Origin of the sequence: Streptomyces sp. NPDC057137 (assembly GCF_042670825.1) — a bacterium.
Lineage (GTDB): Bacteria > Actinomycetota > Actinomycetes > Streptomycetales > Streptomycetaceae > Streptomyces.
Map to the genome: position 1 here is coordinate 99,449 of NZ_JBHUUW010000017.1, position 21,369 is coordinate 120,817.

23 protein-coding genes are annotated in these 21,369 nt (G+C 70.5%); 6 read left to right on the forward strand and 17 right to left on the reverse strand.

Annotation, left to right across the window (positions count from 1 at the left end; translation table 11 throughout):
- Positions 1-306: 306 nt before the first annotated feature.
- The 3 genes from ACFT9I_RS16820 to ACFT9I_RS16830 all read right to left on the reverse strand — a co-directional run bounded on the left by ACFT9I_RS16820 (position 307) and on the right by ACFT9I_RS16830 (position 2,926).
- Positions 307-870 (reverse strand): exonuclease domain-containing protein, encoded by a 564-nt coding sequence (locus tag ACFT9I_RS16820; RefSeq protein WP_382564888.1) that lies wholly within the window; start codon positions 868-870, stop codon positions 307-309.
- Positions 871-903: 33 nt separating this feature from the next.
- Positions 904-1,563 carry a DUF402 domain-containing protein gene (locus ACFT9I_RS16825; protein ID WP_382564890.1) on the reverse strand — a complete coding sequence of 220 codons (660 nt, stop codon included), beginning with the start codon at positions 1,561-1,563 and terminating at the stop codon, positions 904-906.
- Positions 1,564-1,693: 130 nt separating this feature from the next.
- Positions 1,694-2,926 carry an LAETG motif-containing sortase-dependent surface protein gene (locus tag ACFT9I_RS16830; protein WP_382564892.1) on the reverse strand — a complete coding sequence of 411 codons (1,233 nt, stop codon included), beginning with the start codon at positions 2,924-2,926 and terminating at the stop codon, positions 1,694-1,696.
- A 164-nt stretch (positions 2,927-3,090) separates the two neighbouring features.
- Between ACFT9I_RS16830 and ACFT9I_RS16835 the strand changes: the two genes are divergently transcribed.
- On the forward strand, positions 3,091-3,540 hold the full coding sequence (locus tag ACFT9I_RS16835; protein ID WP_382564894.1) for a hypothetical protein: 450 nt from the start codon (positions 3,091-3,093) through the stop codon (positions 3,538-3,540).
- A gap of 43 nt (positions 3,541-3,583) precedes the next feature.
- On the opposite strand, the gene dmpG is transcribed toward ACFT9I_RS16835, so the two are convergent.
- From dmpG to ACFT9I_RS16870, 7 genes are read right to left on the reverse strand one after another with little or no spacing between them, the layout of a single operon-like run.
- Positions 3,584-4,609, reverse strand: a complete 1,026-nt coding sequence (gene dmpG, locus ACFT9I_RS16840) for a 4-hydroxy-2-oxovalerate aldolase (protein WP_382564896.1) — start codon at positions 4,607-4,609, stop codon at positions 3,584-3,586.
- Positions 4,609-5,493, reverse strand: a complete 885-nt coding sequence (locus tag ACFT9I_RS16845) for an acetaldehyde dehydrogenase (acetylating) (protein ID WP_382564959.1) — start codon at positions 5,491-5,493, stop codon at positions 4,609-4,611. The genes dmpG and ACFT9I_RS16845 overlap by 1 nt, the downstream gene beginning before the upstream one ends.
- A gap of 44 nt (positions 5,494-5,537) precedes the next feature.
- Positions 5,538-6,476: a 2-keto-4-pentenoate hydratase gene (locus tag ACFT9I_RS16850; protein WP_382564898.1), complete on the reverse strand. Its 939-nt coding sequence runs from the start codon at positions 6,474-6,476 to the stop codon at positions 5,538-5,540.
- Between the two features lies 1 nt (position 6,477).
- Entirely contained in the window at positions 6,478-7,413 is a 936-nt protein-coding gene (locus ACFT9I_RS16855) for a 2,3-dihydroxyphenylpropionate 1,2-dioxygenase (RefSeq protein WP_382564900.1), read from the reverse strand.
- Positions 7,410-8,396, reverse strand: coding sequence for an alpha/beta fold hydrolase (locus ACFT9I_RS16860; RefSeq protein WP_382564902.1), 987 nt, complete (start codon positions 8,394-8,396; stop codon positions 7,410-7,412). The genes ACFT9I_RS16855 and ACFT9I_RS16860 overlap by 4 nt, the downstream gene beginning before the upstream one ends.
- Positions 8,393-8,896: a cupin domain-containing protein gene (locus tag ACFT9I_RS16865; RefSeq protein WP_382564904.1), complete on the reverse strand. Its 504-nt coding sequence runs from the start codon at positions 8,894-8,896 to the stop codon at positions 8,393-8,395. The genes ACFT9I_RS16860 and ACFT9I_RS16865 overlap by 4 nt, the downstream gene beginning before the upstream one ends.
- Positions 8,896-9,777, reverse strand: a complete 882-nt coding sequence (locus tag ACFT9I_RS16870) for an SDR family oxidoreductase (RefSeq protein WP_382564906.1) — start codon at positions 9,775-9,777, stop codon at positions 8,896-8,898. The genes ACFT9I_RS16865 and ACFT9I_RS16870 overlap by 1 nt, the downstream gene beginning before the upstream one ends.
- Before the next feature lie 18 nt (positions 9,778-9,795).
- Here ACFT9I_RS16870 and ACFT9I_RS16875 point away from each other — a divergent pair, with 18 nt between their 5' ends.
- The 3 genes from ACFT9I_RS16875 to ACFT9I_RS16885 all read left to right on the forward strand — a co-directional run bounded on the left by ACFT9I_RS16875 (position 9,796) and on the right by ACFT9I_RS16885 (position 12,882).
- Positions 9,796-10,617 carry an IclR family transcriptional regulator gene (locus ACFT9I_RS16875; RefSeq protein ID WP_382564908.1) on the forward strand — a complete coding sequence of 274 codons (822 nt, stop codon included), beginning with the start codon at positions 9,796-9,798 and terminating at the stop codon, positions 10,615-10,617.
- A gap of 153 nt (positions 10,618-10,770) precedes the next feature.
- Positions 10,771-11,235, forward strand: coding sequence for a cupin domain-containing protein (locus ACFT9I_RS16880; protein WP_382564910.1), 465 nt, complete (start codon positions 10,771-10,773; stop codon positions 11,233-11,235).
- 3 nt (positions 11,236-11,238) lie between these two features.
- On the forward strand, positions 11,239-12,882 hold the full coding sequence (locus ACFT9I_RS16885) for a flavin-containing monooxygenase (RefSeq protein ID WP_382564912.1): 1,644 nt from the start codon (positions 11,239-11,241) through the stop codon (positions 12,880-12,882).
- 13 nt (positions 12,883-12,895) lie between these two features.
- Here the strand turns inward: ACFT9I_RS16885 and ACFT9I_RS16890 are convergent, their stop codons facing one another.
- From ACFT9I_RS16890 to ACFT9I_RS16915, 6 genes are all read right to left on the reverse strand, one after another.
- Positions 12,896-13,402, reverse strand: coding sequence for a potassium channel family protein (locus tag ACFT9I_RS16890; RefSeq protein ID WP_382564914.1), 507 nt, complete (start codon positions 13,400-13,402; stop codon positions 12,896-12,898).
- 80 nt (positions 13,403-13,482) lie between these two features.
- The gene (locus ACFT9I_RS16895) at positions 13,483-14,082 is read right to left on the reverse strand and encodes a class F sortase (protein ID WP_382564916.1); all 600 of its coding nucleotides are present in this window, start codon (positions 14,080-14,082) and stop codon (positions 13,483-13,485) included.
- A 193-nt stretch (positions 14,083-14,275) separates the two neighbouring features.
- Positions 14,276-14,710, reverse strand: coding sequence for a hypothetical protein (locus ACFT9I_RS16900; RefSeq protein ID WP_382564918.1), 435 nt, complete (start codon positions 14,708-14,710; stop codon positions 14,276-14,278).
- A 155-nt stretch (positions 14,711-14,865) separates the two neighbouring features.
- Positions 14,866-16,932, reverse strand: coding sequence for a sensor histidine kinase (locus tag ACFT9I_RS16905; protein WP_382564920.1), 2,067 nt, complete (start codon positions 16,930-16,932; stop codon positions 14,866-14,868).
- A complete protein-coding gene (locus ACFT9I_RS16910) occupies positions 16,919-17,665 on the reverse strand; it encodes a response regulator transcription factor (protein WP_382564961.1) in 747 nt (248 codons plus the stop codon). The genes ACFT9I_RS16905 and ACFT9I_RS16910 overlap by 14 nt, the downstream gene beginning before the upstream one ends.
- A 64-nt stretch (positions 17,666-17,729) precedes the next feature.
- Complete coding sequence (locus ACFT9I_RS16915; protein ID WP_382564921.1) at positions 17,730-18,323, reverse strand: TetR/AcrR family transcriptional regulator; 594 nt, start codon at positions 18,321-18,323, stop codon at positions 17,730-17,732.
- A gap of 88 nt (positions 18,324-18,411) precedes the next feature.
- On the opposite strand from ACFT9I_RS16915, the gene ACFT9I_RS16920 reads away from it, so the two are divergent.
- Entirely contained in the window at positions 18,412-19,164 is a 753-nt protein-coding gene (locus ACFT9I_RS16920) for an SDR family oxidoreductase (protein ID WP_382564923.1), read from the forward strand.
- 66 nt (positions 19,165-19,230) lie between these two features.
- Here ACFT9I_RS16920 and ACFT9I_RS16925 read toward each other — a convergent pair whose 3' ends face one another.
- Complete coding sequence (locus ACFT9I_RS16925) at positions 19,231-19,668, reverse strand: Rid family hydrolase (protein WP_382564925.1); 438 nt, start codon at positions 19,666-19,668, stop codon at positions 19,231-19,233.
- 174 nt (positions 19,669-19,842) lie between these two features.
- On the opposite strand from ACFT9I_RS16925, the gene ACFT9I_RS16930 reads away from it, so the two are divergent.
- Positions 19,843-20,835 carry a GlxA family transcriptional regulator gene (locus ACFT9I_RS16930; RefSeq protein WP_382564927.1) on the forward strand — a complete coding sequence of 331 codons (993 nt, stop codon included), beginning with the start codon at positions 19,843-19,845 and terminating at the stop codon, positions 20,833-20,835.
- Positions 20,836-21,369 lie beyond the last annotated feature (534 nt).

The following is a 21,369-nucleotide window of genomic DNA, read 5'->3' on the forward strand; positions in this document are numbered from 1 at the left end:
ACCGGCGGCCAGTGCGGCATCGATTCGCCGGGGCGCTTCGTCGTGCGGGACGCCTTCCAGAACGGGTGGATCGCCGCGATGTCGAGTGCGTCGATCGCGATCTCCAGGAGCTGGACCGACCGTGGCTCCTTCGCACCGACCTCAGACTCCGTCCGCGACCCGGTCTCGCGCACAACGCCCGACATCCGCTGCGCGAGTTCGACGTCGCGAGTGGTCACCGCGGCGTGGCCCAGGGACTGGAGCGTGAGTACGACCCGTCCGGGCCGGACATCGGTGCGCCGTGCCGTTCGCGCGATTGAGACCCGGTCAGCCGGCCGGCCAGTCGCCGCGTCTCGCCAGATCCAGCACCAGAGCGGCGATGTTCCACGCGTCGTCGTCGCCTCGGTGGTGGCGGCCTTCGAGCGGGAGGCCGGCCGCCTGCAGTGCCTGGGCCATCCCGGGGCGTCGCCGCAGGCCGTAGGAGGCGGTGAAGGCGACCTTCGCGTTGGTGTGACGGCGGCCGAAGGGGTACGTCGTATCCGTACGGCGGCACTGGCGGGTGAACTGGTTACGGTCGTAGTCGCCCCAACTGGCCCAGGGCAGCAGGCCCGTCCGGTGCTGGGCGGCCAGCGTGCGGCACGCCTCGGCGAATGACAGGCCCGCGTCCACCTCGGTCTGCGTCAGCCCGGTCAGGTCCGTGCAGAACGGGCTCACCTTCGAACGTGCCGGGCGGACCAGCAGCCGGTGCTTGGCCAGGCGTTCCCCCGCGCGCAGGTCAACGACCGTGAGCCCGATCTCGATGATCTCGTTCAGCCGGCCGGGCGGCGGCTGTCCCTCCCAGCATGTCGCTTCGACGTCGACCACGTTCAGCAGGTACTCGGCATCGTCCATGAGAAGTGAGCGTAGAAACAGCCGCGTTGCAGGTCATCCGGATTTCCCGGGCGGGAGGCTCGGCACGGGCCAGGACGCGTCCCACCGCCAGGCCGCCCACCGGTCGGCCTCCGCGAACGGCCCCTCGCGCTGTTCGAGCATGGCGAGCACCTGGGCGCGGGCCAGCTCCACCGCCCGGTGCTCGGTGTCGGTGACGATGCCGAGGCGCCTGACGTGGGCGTACTCGTCCTCGTCCTTCCACTGGAGCGTGCTCAGGTCGGGGGCGACGACGAGATCGACGGTCAGGTCGAAGGTGTCGAACCCGTCCGCCGCACGGCGCGTGGGGTGCTCGAAGTTGACGTACCAGTTCCGAAGCCGGTGCGCACCGGCGCGGTCGGGGGCGAAGAAGGCGTTGACGCTGAACCACGCCCGCGGCGGCTTCCACAGCAGCACTTCGGTGTCCTGCCATACGCCGGGAGCGAGTTCCCACTCCCCCGTCGCCATCGCGTCGAACGCGGACGTACGCACCGAACGGTCGTCGTCGTCGCGGGCCTTGGCGTACAGCGACGCCCAGCGCACTTCGGCTCCGGGCACACACGCCGTCACCAACGCCTCGTCGGTGTCGGCGATGACACGCATCGCCTGCGCGCTCCACACCCGGCCTCGGTACATGTCGCGCCGTGTCACCGTCTCGCCGACGTCGAACGTCCTCATCCGGTCACCATACGAGTAGAGGCACGCGTCATCACGCGAACCGCCACGCGAGCCACCCCGCGCGCGGCCGGCGGCCGGCATTCGATCCCCGTGAATGCCGGCCGCCGGTCGCGCAGGATGCCTGGAGGTATCAGCCCGTGTGCTGGGCACGGCGGCGGCGTACGACGACGAGGCCGCCCGCGCCCACGACCACCGCTGCGGCGGCCGCGACCGCGATCGGCAGGGTCGCCGAGGAGGAGCCGGTGGCGGCCAGGTTGCCGCCGGTCGTCGTCGAGCCGGTACCGCCGGTCGAGGAGGAGCCCCCGGCCGAGCCGCCCGAACCGCCCGAGCTGCCCGAGCCGTTGGTCGAACCGCCGGTCGAGCCCGATGAACCGGTCGAACCGCCGCCCGTCACATCCAGCGTGATGTCGGCCTTGTCGTTGGCCTTGTCCGGGTCGAACGGGCGCGCCTCGGTGCTCAGCGCCACCGAGCCCTTGGCGCCCGCCACCTGCTTGTCGATCTTCAACTTGATCGTGTAGGTCTCTCCCCCGCCCTCGTTGACCCACCTCTGACTCGTACCGCAGGCCAGCGCCTTGCCCTTGGCCTCGCAGAACCCGTGAGACTTGGCGACCGACGTCCCGGCGGGGGGCGTGATGAGGACCTCGACGAGCGGGTCCCCCTCCTTGGTCAGTACCCAGGCGGGCCCGGCGTTGGCGAACTTCGCCGTCAGGGTCACCGTGTCACCGACGGCGCCCTTCAGGGCGGCTCCTGTGACCTGGTAGTCGGCCGTGTTGACGGAGGTGACCGGCACGTCGACGGCGTCCTTGGTGGCCTCGCCCCCGGCGGCGCGCTCGACCAGCTTCACCGCCGGTGCGGTTCCGGCCACCGGGGTCGTGGCGGCCTCGTCCAGTCCCGGCTCGGTGTCCCCGACGGTCACACGCAGGTCGTCGTGGAGCGCGTGGGGCAGTGCCTTGACCGCGAGGGGCTTCTCGGGCGCGTATACGGTGCCGGGCTCCACGGCCTGGTCGAACTTGCACACCACGTTCGACTTCTCGGTCATCTCGTCGTACGAGGGGACCTGGTGGGCTTGGCAGTTGGACGGTATCTCCGCGTAGCCGAGGCCCCGCGTGACGGAGTAGTAGACCCAGACCGCGTCGACGGCCTTGGTGCCCTTGTTCGCCACGGTGACCGACGGGTCGAAGCTGCTGCCCGGCTTCACGCCCTCGATCGGGGCGATGTCTCCCAGGACCAGCCCGGGTGCGGTTTCGTCGGCGAAGGCGGTGGGGGCGGCGGCGCACAGCGCGACCAGCCCGGCGGCGCTCAGCGCGGCGACAGCGGTACGGGAGATGCGACGGTCGCCACGGTTGCGTGGGGGGATCGGCATTGAATGAACCTCTGCTGGACGCGGGTAAACGGACGATGTCCTCCGGGAGAACAGTCCCTCCACCGCTAAGACACCTGTCGATACCGAACGGTTGCACGCACGCGGGCACTCCGCCGGGTCGCCGGCTCTTGGCCGGCGCCGGTGACGTCTGCGACGCTGGAGCGATGCGGGAATGTTGGTTGTGCGGCGACCCGGTGGACGCCGGGCAGATGTACCGCGTCGAGTTGGAGGGTGGCCACGGCCCTCGTACGGTCGACATCCCCGGCTGCGCGGACTGCCTGCGCAGATACGAGACCCATCGCGCCGAAGGAACATCCGCGACGGACGTCAGCTTCTTCGTCGCGCTGATAGGGACCCCCGCGACAGGTGTGTTCGCCATCGGTCTGCACTCGTTCGTTCTTGGTGCCGCCGCTCTGCTGCTCCTCGGGGTGTTCGTGTTCTCCCTGGTGGCCCTGGTCAGGCGGGATCGCGAACGGACCCCACCCCTGACACACGAGCACGGGGGGTGGCAGCACCGCATCGGCATGCAGCCGGAGGTCGCGGCCCTGCTCGAAGAGGGTTGGTGGCTGAAGGGATACCGGCCCTCCCATGTGAATGGGCCCGGCGGTCTCTGACGCGATGCCCGGCACCCCGCCCGACCCAGCGCCGTAAGTTCGTTCAGCCCCGCCCGTCCGGCAGGTCCAGCGCGATGTCGACCAGCATGTCCTCCTGCCCGCCGACCAGGCCCCGTCTCCCGGCCTCCACCAGCAAGTCACGGACGCCGACGCCGTGTTGCCGGGCCGCCGTCTCGGCGTGGCGCAGGAAGCTGGAGTAGACCCCGGCGTATCCGAGGGTCAGCGTCTCTCGGTCGACCCGGGTCGGCCTGTCCTGGAGTGGGCGGACGAGATCTTCGGCGGCGTCCTGGAGGGCGAACAGGTCGCAGCCGTGTTCCCATCCCTCCAGCGTGGCGACCGCGACGAACGGTTCCAGGGGGCAGTTGCCGGCTCCCGCGCCGTGCCCCGCCAGTGAGGCGTCGACACGGGTCGCGCCCTCCTCGGCCGCGGCCAGCGAGTTGGCCACCGACAGCGACAGGTTCTCGTGCGCGTGGATGCCGATCCCGGTGTCGGGATCGAGCGTGTCGCGGTAGGCCCGGACCCGTTCGCGGACACCGTTCACCGTGAGGCGCCCGCCGGAGTCGGTGACGTACACGCAGTGCGCGCCGTACGACGCCATCAGCCGTGCCTGGCGGGCCAGTTCGGCCGGCGCGGCCAGGTGACTCATCATCAGGAAGCCCGCCACGTCCATGCCCAACTCACGTGCGGTCGCGATGTGTTGGGCCGAGACGTCGGCCTCCGTGCAGTGCGTGGCCACCCGCACCGACCGAACGCCCAGCGCGAACGCCTGTCGCAGCTCCTTGACCGTGCCGATGCCGGGCAGCAGGAGCGTGGTGAGCCGGGCGTGGGTGATCGCCCCGGCCGCCGCCTCGATCCACTCCCAGTCCGTGTGGCTCCCCGGGCCGTAGGTGAGACTGCCACCGGCCAGTCCGTCGCCGTGTGCGACCTCGATGGCGTCGACCCCGGCGGCGTCCAGCGCTCCGGCGATCCGGGCGACCTGCTCCGGGGTGATCCGGTGGCGCATCGCGTGCATTCCGTCCCGGAGTGTGACGTCCTGGACGAACAGCCGACGGTTCGCTCGACGGGTCATCAGATGGTCTCCCGCACTGGGTCGTTGGCGATGCGCTCGGCGACCGCCAGGGCCGCCGAGGTCATGATGTCGAGATTCCCGGCGTACGCGGGCAGGTAGTGGCCCGCGCCCTCCACCTGGAGGAACACTCCCACCCGGTGCGTGACGCCGGCGTCCCCGGCCAGGGTGCGTACATCGTCGTCGAGCGGGGTGATCTGTACGCGCTGCTTGAGCCGGTAGCCGGGTACGTACGCCGCCACGTCGGCGACCATCCGCTCGACGGAGGCGACCACCCGCCCGTGAGTGGCCGGATCCGGATCGCCGATCAGACAGGACACCGTGTCGCGCATGATCATCGGGGGCTCGGCCGGATTGAGGATGATCACCGCCTTGCCGCGACCGGCCCCGCCGACGGTCCGGATCGCGGTCGCCGTGGTCTCGGTGAACTCGTCGATGTTGGCGCGGGTGCCCGGACCGGCCGACTTCGACGCGATGGCCGCGACGATCTCGGCGTACGGGACGGGAGTCACCCGTGAGACGGCGGCGACGACCGGGATGGTCGCCTGGCCCCCGCAGGTCACCATGTTGAGGTCGGGCGCGTCGAGATGCTCGCCGAGATTCACCGCAGGGACGACGAACGGGCCCAGTGCGGCGGGTGTGAGGTCGATCAGCCGCTTGCCGTACGGCGCGAGCGCGCGTGCGTTGGCCTTGTGCGCGCCGGCCGACGTGGCGTCGAAGACGATCTCGATCTCGTCGGCCCCGGGGAGCGCGAGCAGCCCCTCGACACCGTCGGCCGTCGTGGGCACACCGAACCGGGCCGCGCGCGCCAGGCCGTCCGAGGCCGGGTCGATGCCGACCATCGCGGCCATCGTCAGACGCTCCGACACCCGCATCACTTTGATCATGAGGTCGGTGCCGATGTTGCCGGAGCCGATCACCGCGACCTTGGTCACGAACTGCCTCCCGTGAAGCTCGTACGGACGGTGCCGAGACCGGTGATCTCCGCCTCGAAGACGTCGCCCGCCGTCACCGGCACCATCGGGCCGAGCGCGCCGGAGAGCACGATGTCGCCCGCGCGCAGCGGCCGGCCGTGGGCGCGTGCGGTACGGGCCAGCCAGGCCACGGCCAGGGCTGGGCCGCCGAGGCATTCGGCGCCCGTACCGGTGGACACCACGTCGCCGCCGCGCCGCAGCACCATCGCGCATCCGGCCAGCTCCAGCCCGTCGAGGTGGCGCGGCTCGGAGCCGAGGACGAAGAGGCCGGAGGAGGCGTTGTCGGCCACCGTGTCGACGAGCGAGATGTCCCAGTCGGCGATCCGGCTGTCCACGATCTCCAGGGCGGCGACCACATGGCCGGTCGCCGCGGCGACCTCGGCCGGGCCGATGTGTTCGGTGTCGAGATCGGCGGCGAGCACGAAGGCGACCTCCGCCTCGATCTTCGGCCGGTTCAGCCGGTCCAGGTCGACGGCGGCGCCGTCCGCGCAGGCCATGTCGTCCAGCAGGAACCCGAAGTCGGGCTGGTCCACGCCGAGTTGGGCCTGGACCTTGGGGCTGGTGAGGCCGATCTTACGGCCGATGACCCGGGCGCCCGCCGCCTCTCGTCCGGCCACCCATCGCGACTGCACGGCGTAGGCCGCGTGGATGTCGCCGGGCGGGAGGAGGTCGCGTACCGGTGGGCAGGGGCGGTGCGACGCGCGGGCCGCGGCCAGCCGCCGGGATGCCTCCGCGACGGCGCGGTCGAGCGAGGACGTGGTCGTCTCAGGGGGTGTCGCGGAGGGGGTCTCGGTCGTCGTCGCAGGCGTCGGCTCGGCCGTAGTCCCGGCCGTCGTCTCAGGCGTCGCCCCGGCGGTCGCCCCGGCTGTCGTCCCGGCCGTTGTCTCGGCGGGCATGTCAGACGACCTCGAAGGTCGTGCCGATGGCCATGCCGGTGATCCACTCCGGCACCGGCTCGTACGAGCTCCACACCAGCGGCTCGCCGACGGCGGCGTGTCCCACCAGCCAGCAGCGGATCTCGTGGCCGCCGCTGCCCGCCTCCTCCTCCAGGCCCTCGTGGCCGAGCGCGGTGACGGAGGCGAGGTCGGTGGCGGCGAGTTGGCCGAGGAACCAGCTGTCCCAGTCGGCGTTCACCCGCGCGGTGGGGTCGCCGCCCATCGCGCGCACCCGGGGCTCCCGGGCCGCGGCGAAGGCGCGCGTGTCCCGGCGGCCGTGGATCAGCGACTCGCGCTTCTCGCCGGCGACCGACACGTCGCGGGGGTCGTTGGAGGGCAGCCAGTGCGACAGCCCGCCGCTGGCGACGACGAGCACCCGGCCGTCGAAGTCGGAGCCCCGGATCGCCGCGCCCAGCGCCTTGCCCAGTGCCACACAGCGCTCCATGCCCGGCAGGGGCGGCGCCGCGGTGTTGACGATCAGCGGGACCAGTGGGATTCCGTCCTTGTGCGACACCATCTTGTAGCTCTGCACGATGCCGTGGTCGACGGTGAGCGCGTACGACAGGGAGATGTCGAAGTCGGCGGCGGCCAGGCCCTCGTGGATCGACCAGGCCAGGGCCGAGGCCACCGGCAGCGGCCCCGACGCGCTGCCGAAGTCGCCGAAGCCCTCGGCCGACTCGACGCCGAGGACGAACGGCGGCATCACGTCGTAGAAGTTGGCGTGGAAGTGGTCGGGGCCGATGACGACGATCGCGTCCGGCGCCAGCTCCGCCACCGCGGCCTCGACCCTGGCGGCGTCGCCGAGGAATGCCCCGCCCGGCGCGGCGGCGGAGTCGGGCGGCAGCATGGTGACGAAGGGAGAGTGGGACATCCCCACGAAGCCGATGATCTCGCTCATGCCGGATCCTTGTCGAGAAGCAGGAAGTCGCGGTGCGCGCGCAGGTATTCGTCGACCTTCTCCCACTGGGGCCAGTGGCCGGCGTCCTCGATGACGTGCAGGCGGGCGTCGGGCAGCCACTGCAGGAGCGTCGCGGCCTCGTCGAGTCCGCCGGTCGGGTCGTGGTCGGTCCACAGCAGCAGCGTCCGTGCGCCGATCCTGCCGACCCACTCCGGGTCCCAGGCGAAGTCCTTGCGTACGACAGGGTCCTGGAGCACCAGCGTGTTGGTGATGGCCCGCACGAATCCGGGCCTGCTGTAGACCGCCCGCCGCAGGTTCACCAGCTCGTCGGTCACCAACTCCTTGTGGTGGAACAGGAATTCCACCCGGCGGCGTACGGTCGCGTCGCTGGGATCCCGTACGGCGGCGAGCGTGCTCTCCCGCATGAGGGTCATGACTTCGGGCTTGTTGGCTATGTTGCCGGGGGTGTTGAGCACCAGCCGGTCCACCCGCTCGGGGTGGTGCGCGGCCGTCCACGCCACCACCCAGCCGCCGAGCGATTCGCCCGACAGGTGCGCGCTGCGGATGCCCAACACGTCCATGAGGCCGAGCAGATGAGCGGAGAGCACGTCGATGGTGTACGGCGTGTCCGGCAGGTCCGACCAGCCGTGGCCGACCATGTCGTAGAGCGTGACGCGGAAGTCGGCGGCCAGCCCGGCGATGTCGCGGGCGTACGCCTCAAGATGCCCGCCGGTGCCGTGCAGGAGGATCAGATCGGGCCCGGAGCCCGCCCGCAGCACCCGGGTGCGGACTCCGCCGACATCGACATGCAGCAACTCGTGGTCCACGTCGGCCAGTTCGGCCCAGATGCTGATGTGGTCGGGGAGACCGGCGTGATCGGTGACCCCAACGCGGTCGGTGACCCCGGCGTGATCGGGGGCACCTGCGTGATCGGGGGCACCTGCCTGGTCGGGGGCACCTACTCGGTCGGGCGGGCCGCTCATGAGTTCTCCTCCTTGAATCTGGCGCGGGCCTCCGCCATCGTGACCAGGCCCGCGCTCTGCCGGCGTGCGACACCGAGCAGACCGAGCAGCCGGGAATTCTCGATCGTCAGGAATTCGACCGGGTGCTCGGTGGAGTCGTTGTAGTGGCGGTGCCAGGTCCATGGCGGGGTGTAGACGAAGTCGCCGCTCGACCACGACTCGGTGTCGTCCTCGACCTCGCTGTGGCCCTCGCCGGAGATGACGTAGTGCACCGTCTCGTGGTGGTGGCGCTGCATGTCGGAGCTCTCGCCGGCCGGGATCGTCTGCCGGAAGATCTCGAACGTCGTGGTCGGCAGCCGCCCGGCGATGGAGAGCGCGGTCGGGTTGTGCACCTGGTCGGCGGGCAGCCGCTCAAGTTCCGCCGCGCGCACCACGACCGGGCGCGCCGTGCTGGGGCGGACGGTGTCGGAGATACCTCCGAGAAAGTCCGCCAGGGTGAAGTCGGGTCCCGACTCGGCCATCAGATCGTCTCCGTTCGTCCGCCGTCGACGGTCAGTACCGTCCCGTTGACGTAGCTTGCTTCCGCCGAGGCCAGGAAGGCCACGGCGGCTCCGATCTCGGCCGGTTGCCCGGCGCGGCCGGCCGGGACGCTCGCGGCGTCCTGGGCGTCGAGGTCGGCGTAGGTGCGCCCGGTGACCGTGGCACGGGCGGTCAGGATCTGTTCGCGCCGCCCGGTGGCGGTCGGGCCCGGTGCGACACAGTTGACCGTCACGCCCTCGGCCGCGAACTCCCTGGCCAGCAGCTTGGCCGCCGCCGTCACCGCCGAGCGCAGCACGACGGAGATCGCGAGATCCGGCTGCGGCTGCCGGACCGCCGTGGAGGTCAGGAACACCACGCGGCCGAAGCCGCGGGCCGCCATCCGGGGCAGCGCCAGTCGGGCCAGTGCGAGGGGGCCGAGCAGCAGCAGGCCGAACGCGGCCTGCCACTGCTTGTCGTCGATCTCCAGAATCCGGCCCGGCGGCGGGCCGCCGGCGTTGAGTACGAGGATGTCGAGGGAGCCGTACCGGCTGGTGACCTCGGCCGCCACGGCGTCCGTGGAGAAGGGGTCGGCCAGATCGCCGGCCAGCCAGTGCACGTCTCCTCCGGTGCTCGCCCGCAGACCGGCCGCCGCCGTCTCCAGGGCGTCGGCACGTCTGCCTGTGATGACCACCCGGTGGCCGGCCAGCGCCAGTTGCTCGGCGGTGGCGTATCCGATACCGGTGGCTCCGCCACCTACGAGTGCGGTCCGAACGGCGATGGCGGTCTCCCTGAGGTCGGTGTGGGGGGTGGACCTGCCTTTCGGATGGTGCCGGGCTCGTGGGATCTGGCCCGATCCGGAAGACAGCCCTAGCCTGACCCGCATGACACCGAGGCACCAACCATGAGTCCCACTGAACGGGACACCGGTACGAAAGAGGGGCGCGGTGCGGCCGCCGGCACGGGCGCGGCCGGCATGGGCGCGGCCGGCATGGGCGCGCTCGACCGCGCGGCGGCGATCCTCGGCGCCTTCACCCCGACCCACCGCGAACTGACCCTCGCCGCACTGGTCCAGCGCAGCGGGCTGCCGCGCTCGACCACGCACCGCACCGCCGACACCATGATCAGGCTGGGCTGGCTGGACAAACCACGCGACCGCTACCGGATCGGCAACCGGCTCTTCGAGATCTCCGGCCTTGCCCCGGTCCGGCACGAACTGCGTGAGGCCGTACTGCCGTATCTCCAGGACCTCTATCAAGCCACCCGTACGACGGTGCAGCTCGGCGTGCTCGACAGCCCGCGGGTGCTGGTCGTCGAGAAGATCAGCGGGCATCGGCCGATGCCGATGCTCTCGCAGGTCGGCGGCACCATCCCGGCCCACTGCTCGGGTCTCGGTCGCGCCATCCTCGCGTGGTCCGACGCCGCGACCGTCGACGCGGTGATCGAGGCCGGGCTCACTCCGCGTACGCCCTGGACCATCACGAGCCCGGTGGCGCTGCGGCGGGAGCTGGCCGCCATCCCCGACCGGGGCTGGGCGGTGGACCAGGAGGAGGGCAACACCGGGGTGAACTGTGTGGCCGCGCCGGTCTTCGGGCCGCTCGGCGATGCCGTCGCCGCCCTCTCCGTCACGGGGCCGACGGAACTGGTCCGCGCCGATCGCGTCGGGCCCGCCGTACGGATGGCCGCCGCCGCCGCTTCGCGGGCATATTCCACGCGGCGGCGGTGAGCACAGGGCCGACGGAGGCCCCCGGGAGCCCGTAAGCGGAAGGTGTCCCGGTGAGCGGGACGCGCGCTTGGAAGATCTCCCGTGTCCCGGCACGCTGTGAGCCAGGACACACCGGTCGACTGACGGTGTGACAACTCCGAAGGAGGCCCACGAATGACCCTCGGCGGTGGCTATCTGCTTCCCTCGCGCGACGGCACGAAGATCGCCGCGATCGGGCTGGGCATCACGATGAAGACGGACGGCAAGTCGACGCACGACGCGTACTCGCTGTTCGAGTACGCGATCCCTCCGGAGACCGACGGACCACCGCTGCACACGCACACTCGCGAGGACGAGTCCTTCATCTGTCTCGCCGGCCGGCTGGACGTCACGCTGGGCGACCAGGACTACGTCCTCGAATTCGGCGACTACATGTATCTGCCGCGCGATGTGCCGCACGCCTTCCGCAATCCGTACGGGGAGGAGTCACGGGTGATCTCCGTCGTGTCGCCGGCGGGCCTCGAAGGCTATTACCAGGCCCTGGCCGCCATGCCGCCGGGACCGAAGGACATCTCCAAGATCAAGGCGATCATGGACGACTTCGGAATCGTGCTGCACCTGCCGCCCGGGGGTCACTGAGCCATGAGGATCGGGATCATAGGCGCCGGTGTCGCCGGACTGACCACGGCCAAGGTGCTCAAGCAGGCGGGCCACGAGGTCGTGGTCTTCGACCGGACCCCGGACATCGGGGGTGTGTGGAGCGAGACCCGGCGCTACCCCGGTCTGTCGACGCAGAGCCCGAAGACGCAGTACGCCCTGTCGGACTTCCCCATGCCGAAGGAACTGCCGGAGTGGCCGAGCGGGGCCCAGGTGCAGGGCTATCTCGCCGCCTACGCCCGGCACTTCGAGCTGGAGGCGCACCTGCGGCTGCGGACCGAGGTGACCCGCGTGCGGGCGGCCGGGGGCGGCTGGACCGTCGACGTACGGGGCGCTGATGTCCCGGATACCGACGTACGGGACACCGACGTACGGGACGCCGACGTACCGGACGTCGACGTACGGGGCGGAGCGGGCGCACCGGCCACGGAGAGGTTCGACCGGCTGGTCGTCGCCAACGGCGTGTTCTGCGAGCCCGCCGTTCCCGCGTATCCCGGACTGGACGAATTCACCGCCGCCGGCGGCCGGTTGTGCGCCGGCAACGCGTTCCACGACGCGGAGGAGGCCCGCGACAAGCACGTGCTCGTGGTGGGGTACGGCAAGTCGGCGTGCGACGTGGCCGTACCGATCAGCGGGACCGCCACCAGCACCGACGTCATCGCCCGGCAGTTGCTCTGGAAGGTACCGCGCAGGATCGGCGGTTTCCTCAACTTCAAGATGCTGCTGCTGACGCGCATGGGCGAGGCCCTGTTCCGCTACCGGCGGCTGCGGGGAGTCGAACGCTTCCTGCACGGGCCCGGCAACGGTCTGCGCCGGCGGATGCTCAACTCGATCGGCTCGGTCTCCGCGCGGCAGTACGGGCTGGAGAAACACGGCCTGGTCCCGAAGGGGCGGATGGAGCAGATCATCCAGGGGGCGATCGGACTCGGCACCGAGGGCTTCTTCGAGGCGGTCGACGCGGGCGCGATCACGGTGCGCCGCGATCGTACGATCACCCGGCTGTTCGCCGAGGCGGGCCGCCCCTTCGCGGAACTCGGCGACGGTACGACGCTGCCCGCCGACCTGGTGGTCTGCGCCACCGGCTTCACCCAGGGCGTCCCGTTCCTCGCCGATGAGGTGCGGGACCAACTCCTCGACGAGCACGGCAACTTCATGCTCTACCGGCAGATCCTGCCGCTCGACGTACCGGGGTTGTACTTCAACGGCTACAACTCCTCACTCTTCAGTCCGCTGAACGCCGAGATGGCCGCGCTCTGGATCGCGGCCGACCTCGGGGGCGTGCTGCCACTGCCCGAACCGGCCGCCCGACGGCAGGCGGTGGTCGACCAGATCGCCTTTATGGACGAGGCCACGAACCGGCACCACTGCCGGGGGACGAAGATCATCCCGTTCTCGATGCACAACGCCGACGAGGTGCTGGACGATCTCGGTCTCAACATCAACCCCCTGGTCCGCGCGGTCCATTGGCTGAATCCCATCAATCCGGCGGCCTACCGGCGGGTGACCCCCGCGCTGATGGCGCGTCTGGGGACGCCCCGCGCGCCGGAGGTCCGGTCGTCGGCGGACGGGCCCGCGCGGCCGGCCGTGGAGCCCGCGCCGGCGGACCGGGCGGCCGAGGCGGCTTCGTAAGGGATCAGCGGGCTCACCGGCTCTCTCCGGAGCCGGGCCCGCCCTCGCGGGTGATCAGGTGTTCAAGCCGGTCGAAGCGGGCGTGCAGCGCCCGCAGTTCCTGATCGGCGTCCGCTCTCCCCCGCGCCTCGGCGTGTTCGACCGCCTCAGCCGCCTGGCGGGCTCGGTGCGCGGCGCTGCCGACGAACCAGGTGGCGAGGGAGGCGGTGACGATGCTGAACACGGCGATCCCGACGAGCATCACGATGGCCGCGACGACGCGTCCGGCAGGGGTGACCGGATACAGATCCCCGTACCCGACGGTCGTCGCGGTTTCGATGGACCACCACAGCGCGAGCGGGAACGAGGTGATGGTCGCCCGGGGCGCCGAAGCCTCGCACGGGACGATGATCCAGGAGCCGATCAGCATGACCAGAACGACACCCACGGCCGCCCACAGGGACGCCTTCACGTGCAGCCGCCGCCACCGCTCGTTGCCCAGCAACTTGCGGAGGAGATAGACAGGCGAGATCGGAGGCATGGACCGAAACTAACCGTCGGCGCGGCGGCCGAGCGGCAGGACACGGCGGGCCACGGCGGGTCCACGGCTGCCGGGGTGTGTCAGTCCAGCGTGGCGTAGACGATGAGGTTGTTCACCGGGTGCCCCTGGGCGTCGAAGTCGCCGTCGCAGGTGATCAGGCGCAGGGCGTGGTCCGTCGTGTCGCCGTAGACCTTGTCGGTGGGAAAAGCGTCCTTGCTGACGCTCTCGGTGCCCGTGACGGTGAAGCGCGCCGACTCTCCCCGGCTGTTGCGGACGGTGATGTCCGCGCCCTTGGTGATCTTCTTGAGGTCGTGGAAGACCGCCTTGCCGAACCGGGTGTCGTTGTGGCCGATGACGACGGCGGCGCCGGCCTCGCCGGGCGTGGCGCCGCCGGTGTACCAGCCCGCGGTCATGCCCTTCTCGGGCGGCGGCACCTCGACGGTTCCGTCCGCGTTGAGGCCGAGCTCCATCAGGGAACTCCGTACGCCGATCGAGGGGATGGAGACCTCGACGGGTGTATCGGGCTGCCCAACCGCCTTCGGGGAACGGGCCGATGGGGTACCGACGGTGGTGGCGGGGCCGGTGGCGGAGGCCGGGGCGGCCGTGTCCGGTGAGGACGAACAGCCGGTCAGCACGATGAGTACCGCGGGTACGACGAGAGCGAGGCGGGCAGGGGACACAGCGGGCTCCAGAACAGGGCCGGGGGCGGGGCCCGTTGACGGATCAGACCGGACAGGCGGGTCCGAGTGCCCTGCGGCACAAGGCGGTTGACGGCGGCGGCGGGGGCAGGCCCCGCGAGGAGCGAGCGACGGGCTCGGTCCTCCCCGCGCGACGGCGCCGCCCGGTGAGGGGCGGCGCCACTGTTACGCCGGGTCAGACACCGCGCCGCGCGGCGGAGCGGCGACGTACCACGAAGGTGCCGGCGCCCGCGAGGAGCAGCGCTCCGGCGGCCGAGCCGACGAGGGTGGCCGTCGCGGAGTCTTCGGCCGGGGCCTCGCCCGCGGCGACGCCGCCGCGCGGGGCCTGCTTGGCAGCCGCGGCCTTCTTCGCGGCTTTCTCCTTCGTCATCTTTTCCTGGCCCGAGGCCTCCTTGGCGGCCGCGGCCTTCTTCGCGGCGGCGTCCTTGTCGGACCGCTCCTTCGCGGCGTCCTCCTTCTTCTTCTCGGCTACGGACTTCTCCTCATCGGCCACCGACGCGGACGGCGTCGGCTTCCCGTCGGAGGCGACGGCCGCGGAGACGGGGACGAGCATCGCCCCGGCCACGACGGCCGGCAGGACGACGAGACGCAGGCGGTGACGGTGAGACATGTACGGCTCCAGTTCCAGCCCGACTTCGGTCGTACCTGGATGCCGAATCGCACCAGGTTCCGGGCAGGGCTCCAGGCTGGCGACCACTTGTGAAGAAGCTGTCAGAGCGTCATGTTGATCGCATCAGGGCCTGATCTCGTCAGAGCCTCAATGCCTCAATCGTCAGGCCGGGCGGCGCCTGCCACCGAGGCTGTGTTGTCCGACGCTTCGCCGGGCGCGACCGGCAGCCGCAGAGCGAAGACCGATCCCTGCCCCTCGGTGCTCACGACACTCGCCGTTCCGCCCTGCGCCTCGGCGAGCTTGAGCACGATGGCCAGGCCGAGGCCGCTGCCGCCGGTACTCCGGTTGCGGGATTTCTCCGCCCGCCAGAAGCGGTCGAACACATGCGGGATGTCGTCCACCGGGATACCGGCGCCGGTGTCGGACACCTCCAGGACCACCTCGTCCCCGACCCCGTCCCCTTCCCCGGGGCCGGTCATGTACGAACGCAGGGTCACCCGGCCGCCGGACGGTGTGTGCCGTACCGCGTTGGAGACAAGATTGCTGACCGCCTGACGCAGCCGGACGGGATCGGCGTACAGCGACGGCCCCGGCCGGCCGGGCGTCGTCGCGGCGACCGTGAGGGTGACGCCGGCGGTCTCGGCCGGGCCCTGGTACGCCGCGGCGACCTGGCCGAGCAGATCGTCGGCGTACACCGGCTCCGGGTGCAGGCGCAGCGCGCCCGCGTCGGCCGCTCCCAGGTCCTGCAGATCGTCGATGATGTGCTGGAGCTGGACCGCTTCCTCCAAGAGCGAGGAGACGAACGCCGGGTCCGGATCGGCCAGACCGTCCTGTGCCGCCTCCAGCCAGCCGCGGATGTTGCTCAGCGGGGTGCGCAGTTCGTGGGCGACATCGCTGACCATCACCTTGCGCTGCTCCTCCAGCCGGGCGCGGTGCACGGCCATGTCGTTGAAGGCCGCGGCCAGCCGTCCGATCTCGTTGTCCGGGCCGACCGGCACCGGTGCGGAGTCCAGGCCGTCCCGCATCCGCTGGGCGGCTCCGGTGAGGGCGAGCAGGGGCCGTACGAGCCGGGCACCGGCGAACACCGAAACACCCACGGTGAGAGCCAGGACGAGCGCCGTAACCCCGACGATGCGTGCGGTGTTCGCCGGTGAGAGATCGAAGCCGGGCACGCTGACGGCGCCGGTGCCGTCGATGAACAGCAGTGCGGGCGCGGCGACATAGTCCGTGAGCTGCTCGCGGCGGGCGCTGCCGACGCAGGAGGCGATGGCCCGGTCGTACCCGCGATCGGCGGCCGTGACCGGCTTCTCTTCGGTCCGCTTCTGTTTGGTCTGCCGCTTCTCGGCCTGCTGCCGGTCGGCCGCCATTTTCGCGGCGAGGGCCTTGGTGGCGGACGGGTCGAGCTGTACGGACCTCCGGTCCCAGGACAGGTCCAGATTGAGTGTCGTGCCCTTGTGCCCCTGCCGTTTCAGGCAGGCGTCGGCCAGTTCGTCGAGTTCCTGGAGGGCCTCCTCCTCGGTCGGGGTGGGGTCCGACTCGCCTGCCAGGCACTTCAGTTCCGGGCTGGGCTCGGTCTCGTCGCGTACGAAATCGACCCGAGGCCGGCCGCTCGGGCTGTCGACCATGTCCGCGGCGATGCCCACCGAGCTCAGGCACGCGACCCGCTCGGCCGTGATCCGCCGCAGCTCGGTGCGTTCCTTCGCGGGCAGCAGGAAGGGGCCCACAGCCCGTGGATCGACACGGTCCGCGCCGGCGGCTGTCATGTCCTCGGGCACCAGTACCGTGTCGACGGACAGCGGATCGACCACTGCCGAGGCCTGGGCCGGCAGCGGCGCGGCGGACGGAGCACCGGCGGAGGATTCACCGGCGGAGTCGAAGAGGGGCCGCCGGTCCTCGGTGGTCAGCACGATCCGGCGCTGGGACTTCCGGGCCAGTTCGCGCACGGTGTCCTCGACGTTCTCCCAACTGGGGTGGGTGGCCGCGTAACCCAGCAGCGAGTCGTAGATCTTCGCGTCGGAGCTGAGGTCCCGCCCCTGCTCCTGACGGATCGCTCCGGAGGTGGTCTGCACCGCGAGCCAGGCCGTGGCGGCGACCGCGCAGGAGGCCACCGACACCGACACGATCAGCAGCCTGCCGAGCAGACTCCTGCGGAGCGGCAGGCGCGGCCTCCGCCGCCGCTGCTTCTGTTGCCGCTTCTGTTGCCACTGCTCAGGACGGCGCATGGCGTACCTTCTTCGCGGGGTCCGTCAGTTTGTAGCCGACGCCGAACACGGTCAGCAGCCGGACCGGGCGCCGTGGGGCGTGCTCGATCTTCTTGCGCAGATGCATGATGTGCACGTCGACGGTGCGGTTGCTGATGTACTTGTCGAAGCCGTGCAGTTCCTCCAGAAGCCGCTCCCGGGTGAAGACCCGGTCGGGCTCCATGGCCATCGCGGCGAGTATCCGGAACTCGCCGGGGGTGCACACGACCTGCGTCCCCCCGACCGACACCTCGTGCCGGGCGGGATCGACCCTGAGTGTGCCCACCGACAGCGCCTCGTCCTCGACGGCGGCGGGCGCGGTGCGTACCGCGCTCGCGGAGCCTGGACCGGGGGCGCCGGAACGCCTGTTGCGGCGCAGCAGCGTACGTACCCGGGCCATCAGCTCCCGAGGACTGAACGGCTTCGTCATGTAGTCGTCCGCGCCCAGATCCAGCCCGAGCAGCAGATCGTCCTCGGTACTGCGCGCCGTCAGCATCAGTACCAGCACCTCGCGGGACTCGGCGCGCAGGATCCGCACCACGTCGAGGCCGTCGGCCCGGGGCATCATCACATCGAGAACGAGCAGATCCGGTTCCCCGCGCCGTACCTCCTCAAGAGCCGCTCGGCCGTCGGCGACGACCGTGACGGTGTGCCCCTCGTGCTCCAGATATCGGCGTACCAATTCGGCCTGTTTGACGTCGTCTTCGGCAACCATGATGTTTGCGCACACGTCGCGATCGTAGCGATCGGCGCCGTGAGGGGTCCCTGCCGCGGATGTCTTACGCGGGCCAGGCGCGCATCGCGGTGTCGGCCACGCCTTGTAGTTCCGCTCTCGTGGCGCCGTCGCGCGCCTGCTGGGACATGCCCTGGATGATGGCGCCGACGAATCGGGCGAGGGCGGACGGGTCTGTGTCGGGCGGCAGTTCGCCCGCCGCCATGCCCGCGCGGACACGGCTCTCGAAGCTGGCGATGTTCGCCTCACGCCGCTCCCGCAGGGCCTTCTCGACCTCGGGGGTCACACAGTTGACCGCCGCGCAGATCATCAGGCACCCACGCGGATGCGACGGATCGGTGAACTCGGCCGCCGTCTCGGTGAGCAGCCGTGCGAGGCCGGCGCGGGCCGTCGGCTCCTCGTCGAGCGCGCGGGCGCCGAAGGAGCCGTATCGCACCGCGTACGACTCCACGACCTCGGCGAAGAGCGCCTTCTTGTCGCCGAACGCGGCGTAGAGGCTGGGCGCTCCGATGCCCATGGCGCTGGTCAGGTCGGCGATGGACGTCGTCTCGTAGCCGTGTTCCCAGAAGGTCATCGTCGCCTGCTCCAGCGCCGCGTCGCGGTCGAAGGAGCGGGGCCTGCCGCGCTGTTTGGTGGCCATGCCGCCATCGTAACGCGTTCTGTAGTGACCGCTAGAGATCTGCTACGGTTCTTTCTGTAGCGACCACTAGAGAAAAGGGGGCGTGGCCATGGGCGTGCTCACCGGCAGAACGGCGCTGGTCACCGGCGGCAGCAGGGGCATCGGGCGGGGCATAGCGGAGCGGCTCGGTCAGGAGGGGGCGCGTGTCGCCGTGCATTACGGCACCAACGCGGCCGCCGCGGCGGAGACGGTCAGGGCGGTCGAGAAGGCGGGCGGCTCGGCCTTCGCGCTGGGAGTGGAGCTGGGATCGCCGGGCGACGCGGAGGCGGTGTGGGCGGAGTACGACCGGCACGCGGACGGGGTGGACATCCTGGTCAACAACGCGGGGATCGGCACGTCGACCGCGTACGACGAGATGGGCGCGGCGGAGTACGAGCGGCTGTTCGCGGTCAACACCCGCGCGCCGTTCTTCCTCACCCGACTCGGCCTGGAACGGATGCCCGACGGCGGCCGGGTGATCAACGTGTCGACCGGGCTGACGCACGCGGCGGTGATGCCGGAGCTGATCGCCTACGCGATGAGCAAGAGCGCGCTCGACGTCTTCACCCGCGACCTGTCCAAACTCCTTGGCCCCAGGGGCATCACGGTCAACGCGGTCGCCCCCGGCATCATCGACACCGACAACACCGCGTCCCAGATCCGCGCGAGCGACGAGGCGTGGGCGCGGGCCGCCGCGGTTTCGGCGCTGGGCCGGGTCGGCAGGGTGGACGATGTCGCCGGGGTGGTGGCCTTCCTCGCGTCGGACGACGGCCGCTGGGTCACCGGGCACTGGCTGGACGTGACCGGGGGCTCGCTGCCGTAGCGGCCCCGGGCCGGGCCGGGGGCGGGGCGCCGGGGGCGTACGGGGTGGGGCGTGCGAGTGGGCCCGTCAGACTCGGGCGACCAGTTTGACCTCGACCAGCAGTTCGGGGAAGGCCAGCCGCGACGTGCCGATCATGGTGCTCGCGACCTGTGGGTCCGGTCGGCCGTACGCCTCCTTGCGCACCGGGCCCGCCGCGGCGTCACCGGCATCCGCGTCGAGTACGTAGAGGACTTCGTCGACGACGTCGTCCAGCGATGCGCCGAAACGCCTCAGCAATTGAGCCGCGTTGGCATAGCACTGGCGCAATTGATCGCCCATGTTGCTGAAATCGGTAACCCGTCCGTCATCGTTGACCGGAGCGGGGGCGACGAGTTTCGTGCCGTCGTGTGCGACCTGACCCGAGACATAAATGGTATCGCCACGCTTGATCGCCTGAACGTACCCGTAACTCTCTTCCCAGGGGACACCGAAGCTTTCGGCCTGATCCTGGTGTGCGTCGCTCATGGCGCTCCGATCATCAAAAAGTGAGTTCAACGAGGACAGTATTGGGCGAGATCGGGGTGGAACAGGCTGCGGCGTGCCACTTACGGCAAGGATCGTGCCGGGGCCGGGCACCAGGTCGAACTGTCGTGCCCGTGAGCTACCCTGGGCGGGAAACGCGGAGGCAAGGGAGCGTCATTGCGGTCCGGAGACGGAAAGATAGTTGTCGCGATTCTCGCGCTTCCGCGGCTTTACACGCTGGACGTCAGCATCCCGGCGCATGTGTTCGGCCGGCATCCGGGTTATCGGGTCTTTGTGTGCGGAGATCGTGATGTCGACCCGGCCGGCGATCCCGGTGACGGGTCGTCGCAGGTCGTGGCCGCGAACATCAGGCCGACCCACTCGCTCTCCGACATGGAGTGCGCCGATGTCGTCGTGATTCCCGGCTATGAGAATCCGGACGAACCGATCCCGGAGACTTATCTCAAGGCACTGCGGATCGCCGTGGCCCAGGGTGCCCGTATCGTCGCCGTCTGCACGGGTGTTTTCGCCCTCGCGGCGAGTGGGATACTGAACGGCAGGACGGCCACGACGCATTGGGAATACACCGATCGACTTCGGACGATGCATCCGTCGGTCGACGTCGTGGAGAATCGACTGTTTGTCGAGGACGGGGCCGTTCTCACCTCCGCGGGCGCGAGTGCCGGAATGGACGTGTGCCTCCATGTCGTCCGGACCGATTTCGGCGTCACCGTCGCGGAAGGCGTGGCGAAGGACGTCGTCAGCTCTCCTGTGCGCGGTGCGAACGAGCCGCAGTACATGGACACGCTCACTCCTCCCCGCAGCGATCTGCGGGCGACTCGGGAATGGGTGATCGAGAATATCGGATCGCCGATCACCGTCCAGCAACTGGCGGACCACAGCCTACTTTCGCGGAGAACCTTCATCCGGCGTTTCGCCGGTGAGACGGGAATGCCCCCCATGCGTTGGGTCGCCCTGCAGAGGATCCTCGGCGCGCGCCGGCTCCTCGAGGGCTCCGACTGGCCGGTCGAGCGGATCGCCGGTGCGACAGGTTTCGGTACGGCCTCGAATTTCCGGACGCTCTTCCGGAGGGAGGTGGGCGTGACTCCGACCGCCTACCGGAAGCTGCACGGGCCGAGCGGTTCGGCGGTTCCTCGCGCGGGTGCCTGAGCGAGCGCGGTGACGCGCCGGCTCCGCGCGGCGGGCAGCCACTCGTCCGCCTCGGGCCGCCGCGCACCGCCGCGCACCGTCGACCCGACGGCGTGGTGCGGAGCGGGGAGTTGCTCCTGCCCGAACCGGACGAACCCATGACGGCGGCGAAAGCGCCCGCGCCGAAGCTGAGGGACAATTCCTTGACCCCGGCGACCTGATCGTAACCGCCCCTTAGATCTTGGTGACGACATCGAGCCGTACCACCCATTCCCGGGCGGCATGTTCATTCGCACACAAATGGACTCCCCTGCCGAATAGTGACACGTGTTGCGCGTCGACAAGCACCAGCGCAACTACCCGACGCCTTCGAATCATTGGACTCAGGCTGTGTATCAGGAGTAGAAGTTCTTCGATTCCCTGGCCGGAAGTAATCTCCCGAAGAACTACATCACGCCTGATGAGAACGGTTTTCAGCCACCTCTCCCAGGTGCGCCGAACGGCGCCGTTGTCAAGGTGCACGCAACCCCCCTACGGCCGGTGACGCTTCGTCCA

Bases quoted from the DNA above. Each gene is read 5' to 3' on its own strand.
- ACFT9I_RS16820 (WP_382564888.1), bottom strand. From the start codon at position 870: ATGGACGATGCCGAGTACCTGCTGAACGTGGTCGACGTCGAAGCGACA.
- ACFT9I_RS16825 (WP_382564890.1), bottom strand. From the start codon at position 1,563: ATGAGGACGTTCGACGTCGGCGAGACGGTGACACGGCGCGACATGTAC.
- ACFT9I_RS16830 (WP_382564892.1), bottom strand. From the start codon at position 2,926: ATGCCGATCCCCCCACGCAACCGTGGCGACCGTCGCATCTCCCGTACC.
- ACFT9I_RS16835 (WP_382564894.1), top strand. From the start codon at position 3,091: ATGCGGGAATGTTGGTTGTGCGGCGACCCGGTGGACGCCGGGCAGATG.
- dmpG (WP_382564896.1), bottom strand. From the start codon at position 4,609: ATGACCCGTCGAGCGAACCGTCGGCTGTTCGTCCAGGACGTCACACTC.
- ACFT9I_RS16845 (WP_382564959.1), bottom strand. From the start codon at position 5,493: ATGATCAAAGTGATGCGGGTGTCGGAGCGTCTGACGATGGCCGCGATG.
- ACFT9I_RS16850 (WP_382564898.1), bottom strand. From the start codon at position 6,476: ATGCCCGCCGAGACAACGGCCGGGACGACAGCCGGGGCGACCGCCGGG.
- ACFT9I_RS16855 (WP_382564900.1), bottom strand. From the start codon at position 7,413: ATGAGCGAGATCATCGGCTTCGTGGGGATGTCCCACTCTCCCTTCGTC.
- ACFT9I_RS16860 (WP_382564902.1), bottom strand. From the start codon at position 8,396: ATGAGCGGCCCGCCCGACCGAGTAGGTGCCCCCGACCAGGCAGGTGCC.
- ACFT9I_RS16865 (WP_382564904.1), bottom strand. From the start codon at position 8,896: ATGGCCGAGTCGGGACCCGACTTCACCCTGGCGGACTTTCTCGGAGGT.
- ACFT9I_RS16870 (WP_382564906.1), bottom strand. From the start codon at position 9,777: ATGCGGGTCAGGCTAGGGCTGTCTTCCGGATCGGGCCAGATCCCACGA.
- ACFT9I_RS16875 (WP_382564908.1), top strand. From the start codon at position 9,796: ATGAGTCCCACTGAACGGGACACCGGTACGAAAGAGGGGCGCGGTGCG.
- ACFT9I_RS16880 (WP_382564910.1), top strand. From the start codon at position 10,771: ATGACCCTCGGCGGTGGCTATCTGCTTCCCTCGCGCGACGGCACGAAG.
- ACFT9I_RS16885 (WP_382564912.1), top strand. From the start codon at position 11,239: ATGAGGATCGGGATCATAGGCGCCGGTGTCGCCGGACTGACCACGGCC.
- ACFT9I_RS16890 (WP_382564914.1), bottom strand. From the start codon at position 13,402: ATGCCTCCGATCTCGCCTGTCTATCTCCTCCGCAAGTTGCTGGGCAAC.
- ACFT9I_RS16900 (WP_382564918.1), bottom strand. From the start codon at position 14,710: ATGTCTCACCGTCACCGCCTGCGTCTCGTCGTCCTGCCGGCCGTCGTG.
- ACFT9I_RS16905 (WP_382564920.1), bottom strand. From the start codon at position 16,932: ATGCGCCGTCCTGAGCAGTGGCAACAGAAGCGGCAACAGAAGCAGCGG.
- ACFT9I_RS16910 (WP_382564961.1), bottom strand. From the start codon at position 17,665: ATGGTTGCCGAAGACGACGTCAAACAGGCCGAATTGGTACGCCGATAT.
- ACFT9I_RS16915 (WP_382564921.1), bottom strand. From the start codon at position 18,323: ATGGCCACCAAACAGCGCGGCAGGCCCCGCTCCTTCGACCGCGACGCG.
- ACFT9I_RS16920 (WP_382564923.1), top strand. From the start codon at position 18,412: ATGGGCGTGCTCACCGGCAGAACGGCGCTGGTCACCGGCGGCAGCAGG.
- ACFT9I_RS16925 (WP_382564925.1), bottom strand. From the start codon at position 19,668: ATGAGCGACGCACACCAGGATCAGGCCGAAAGCTTCGGTGTCCCCTGG.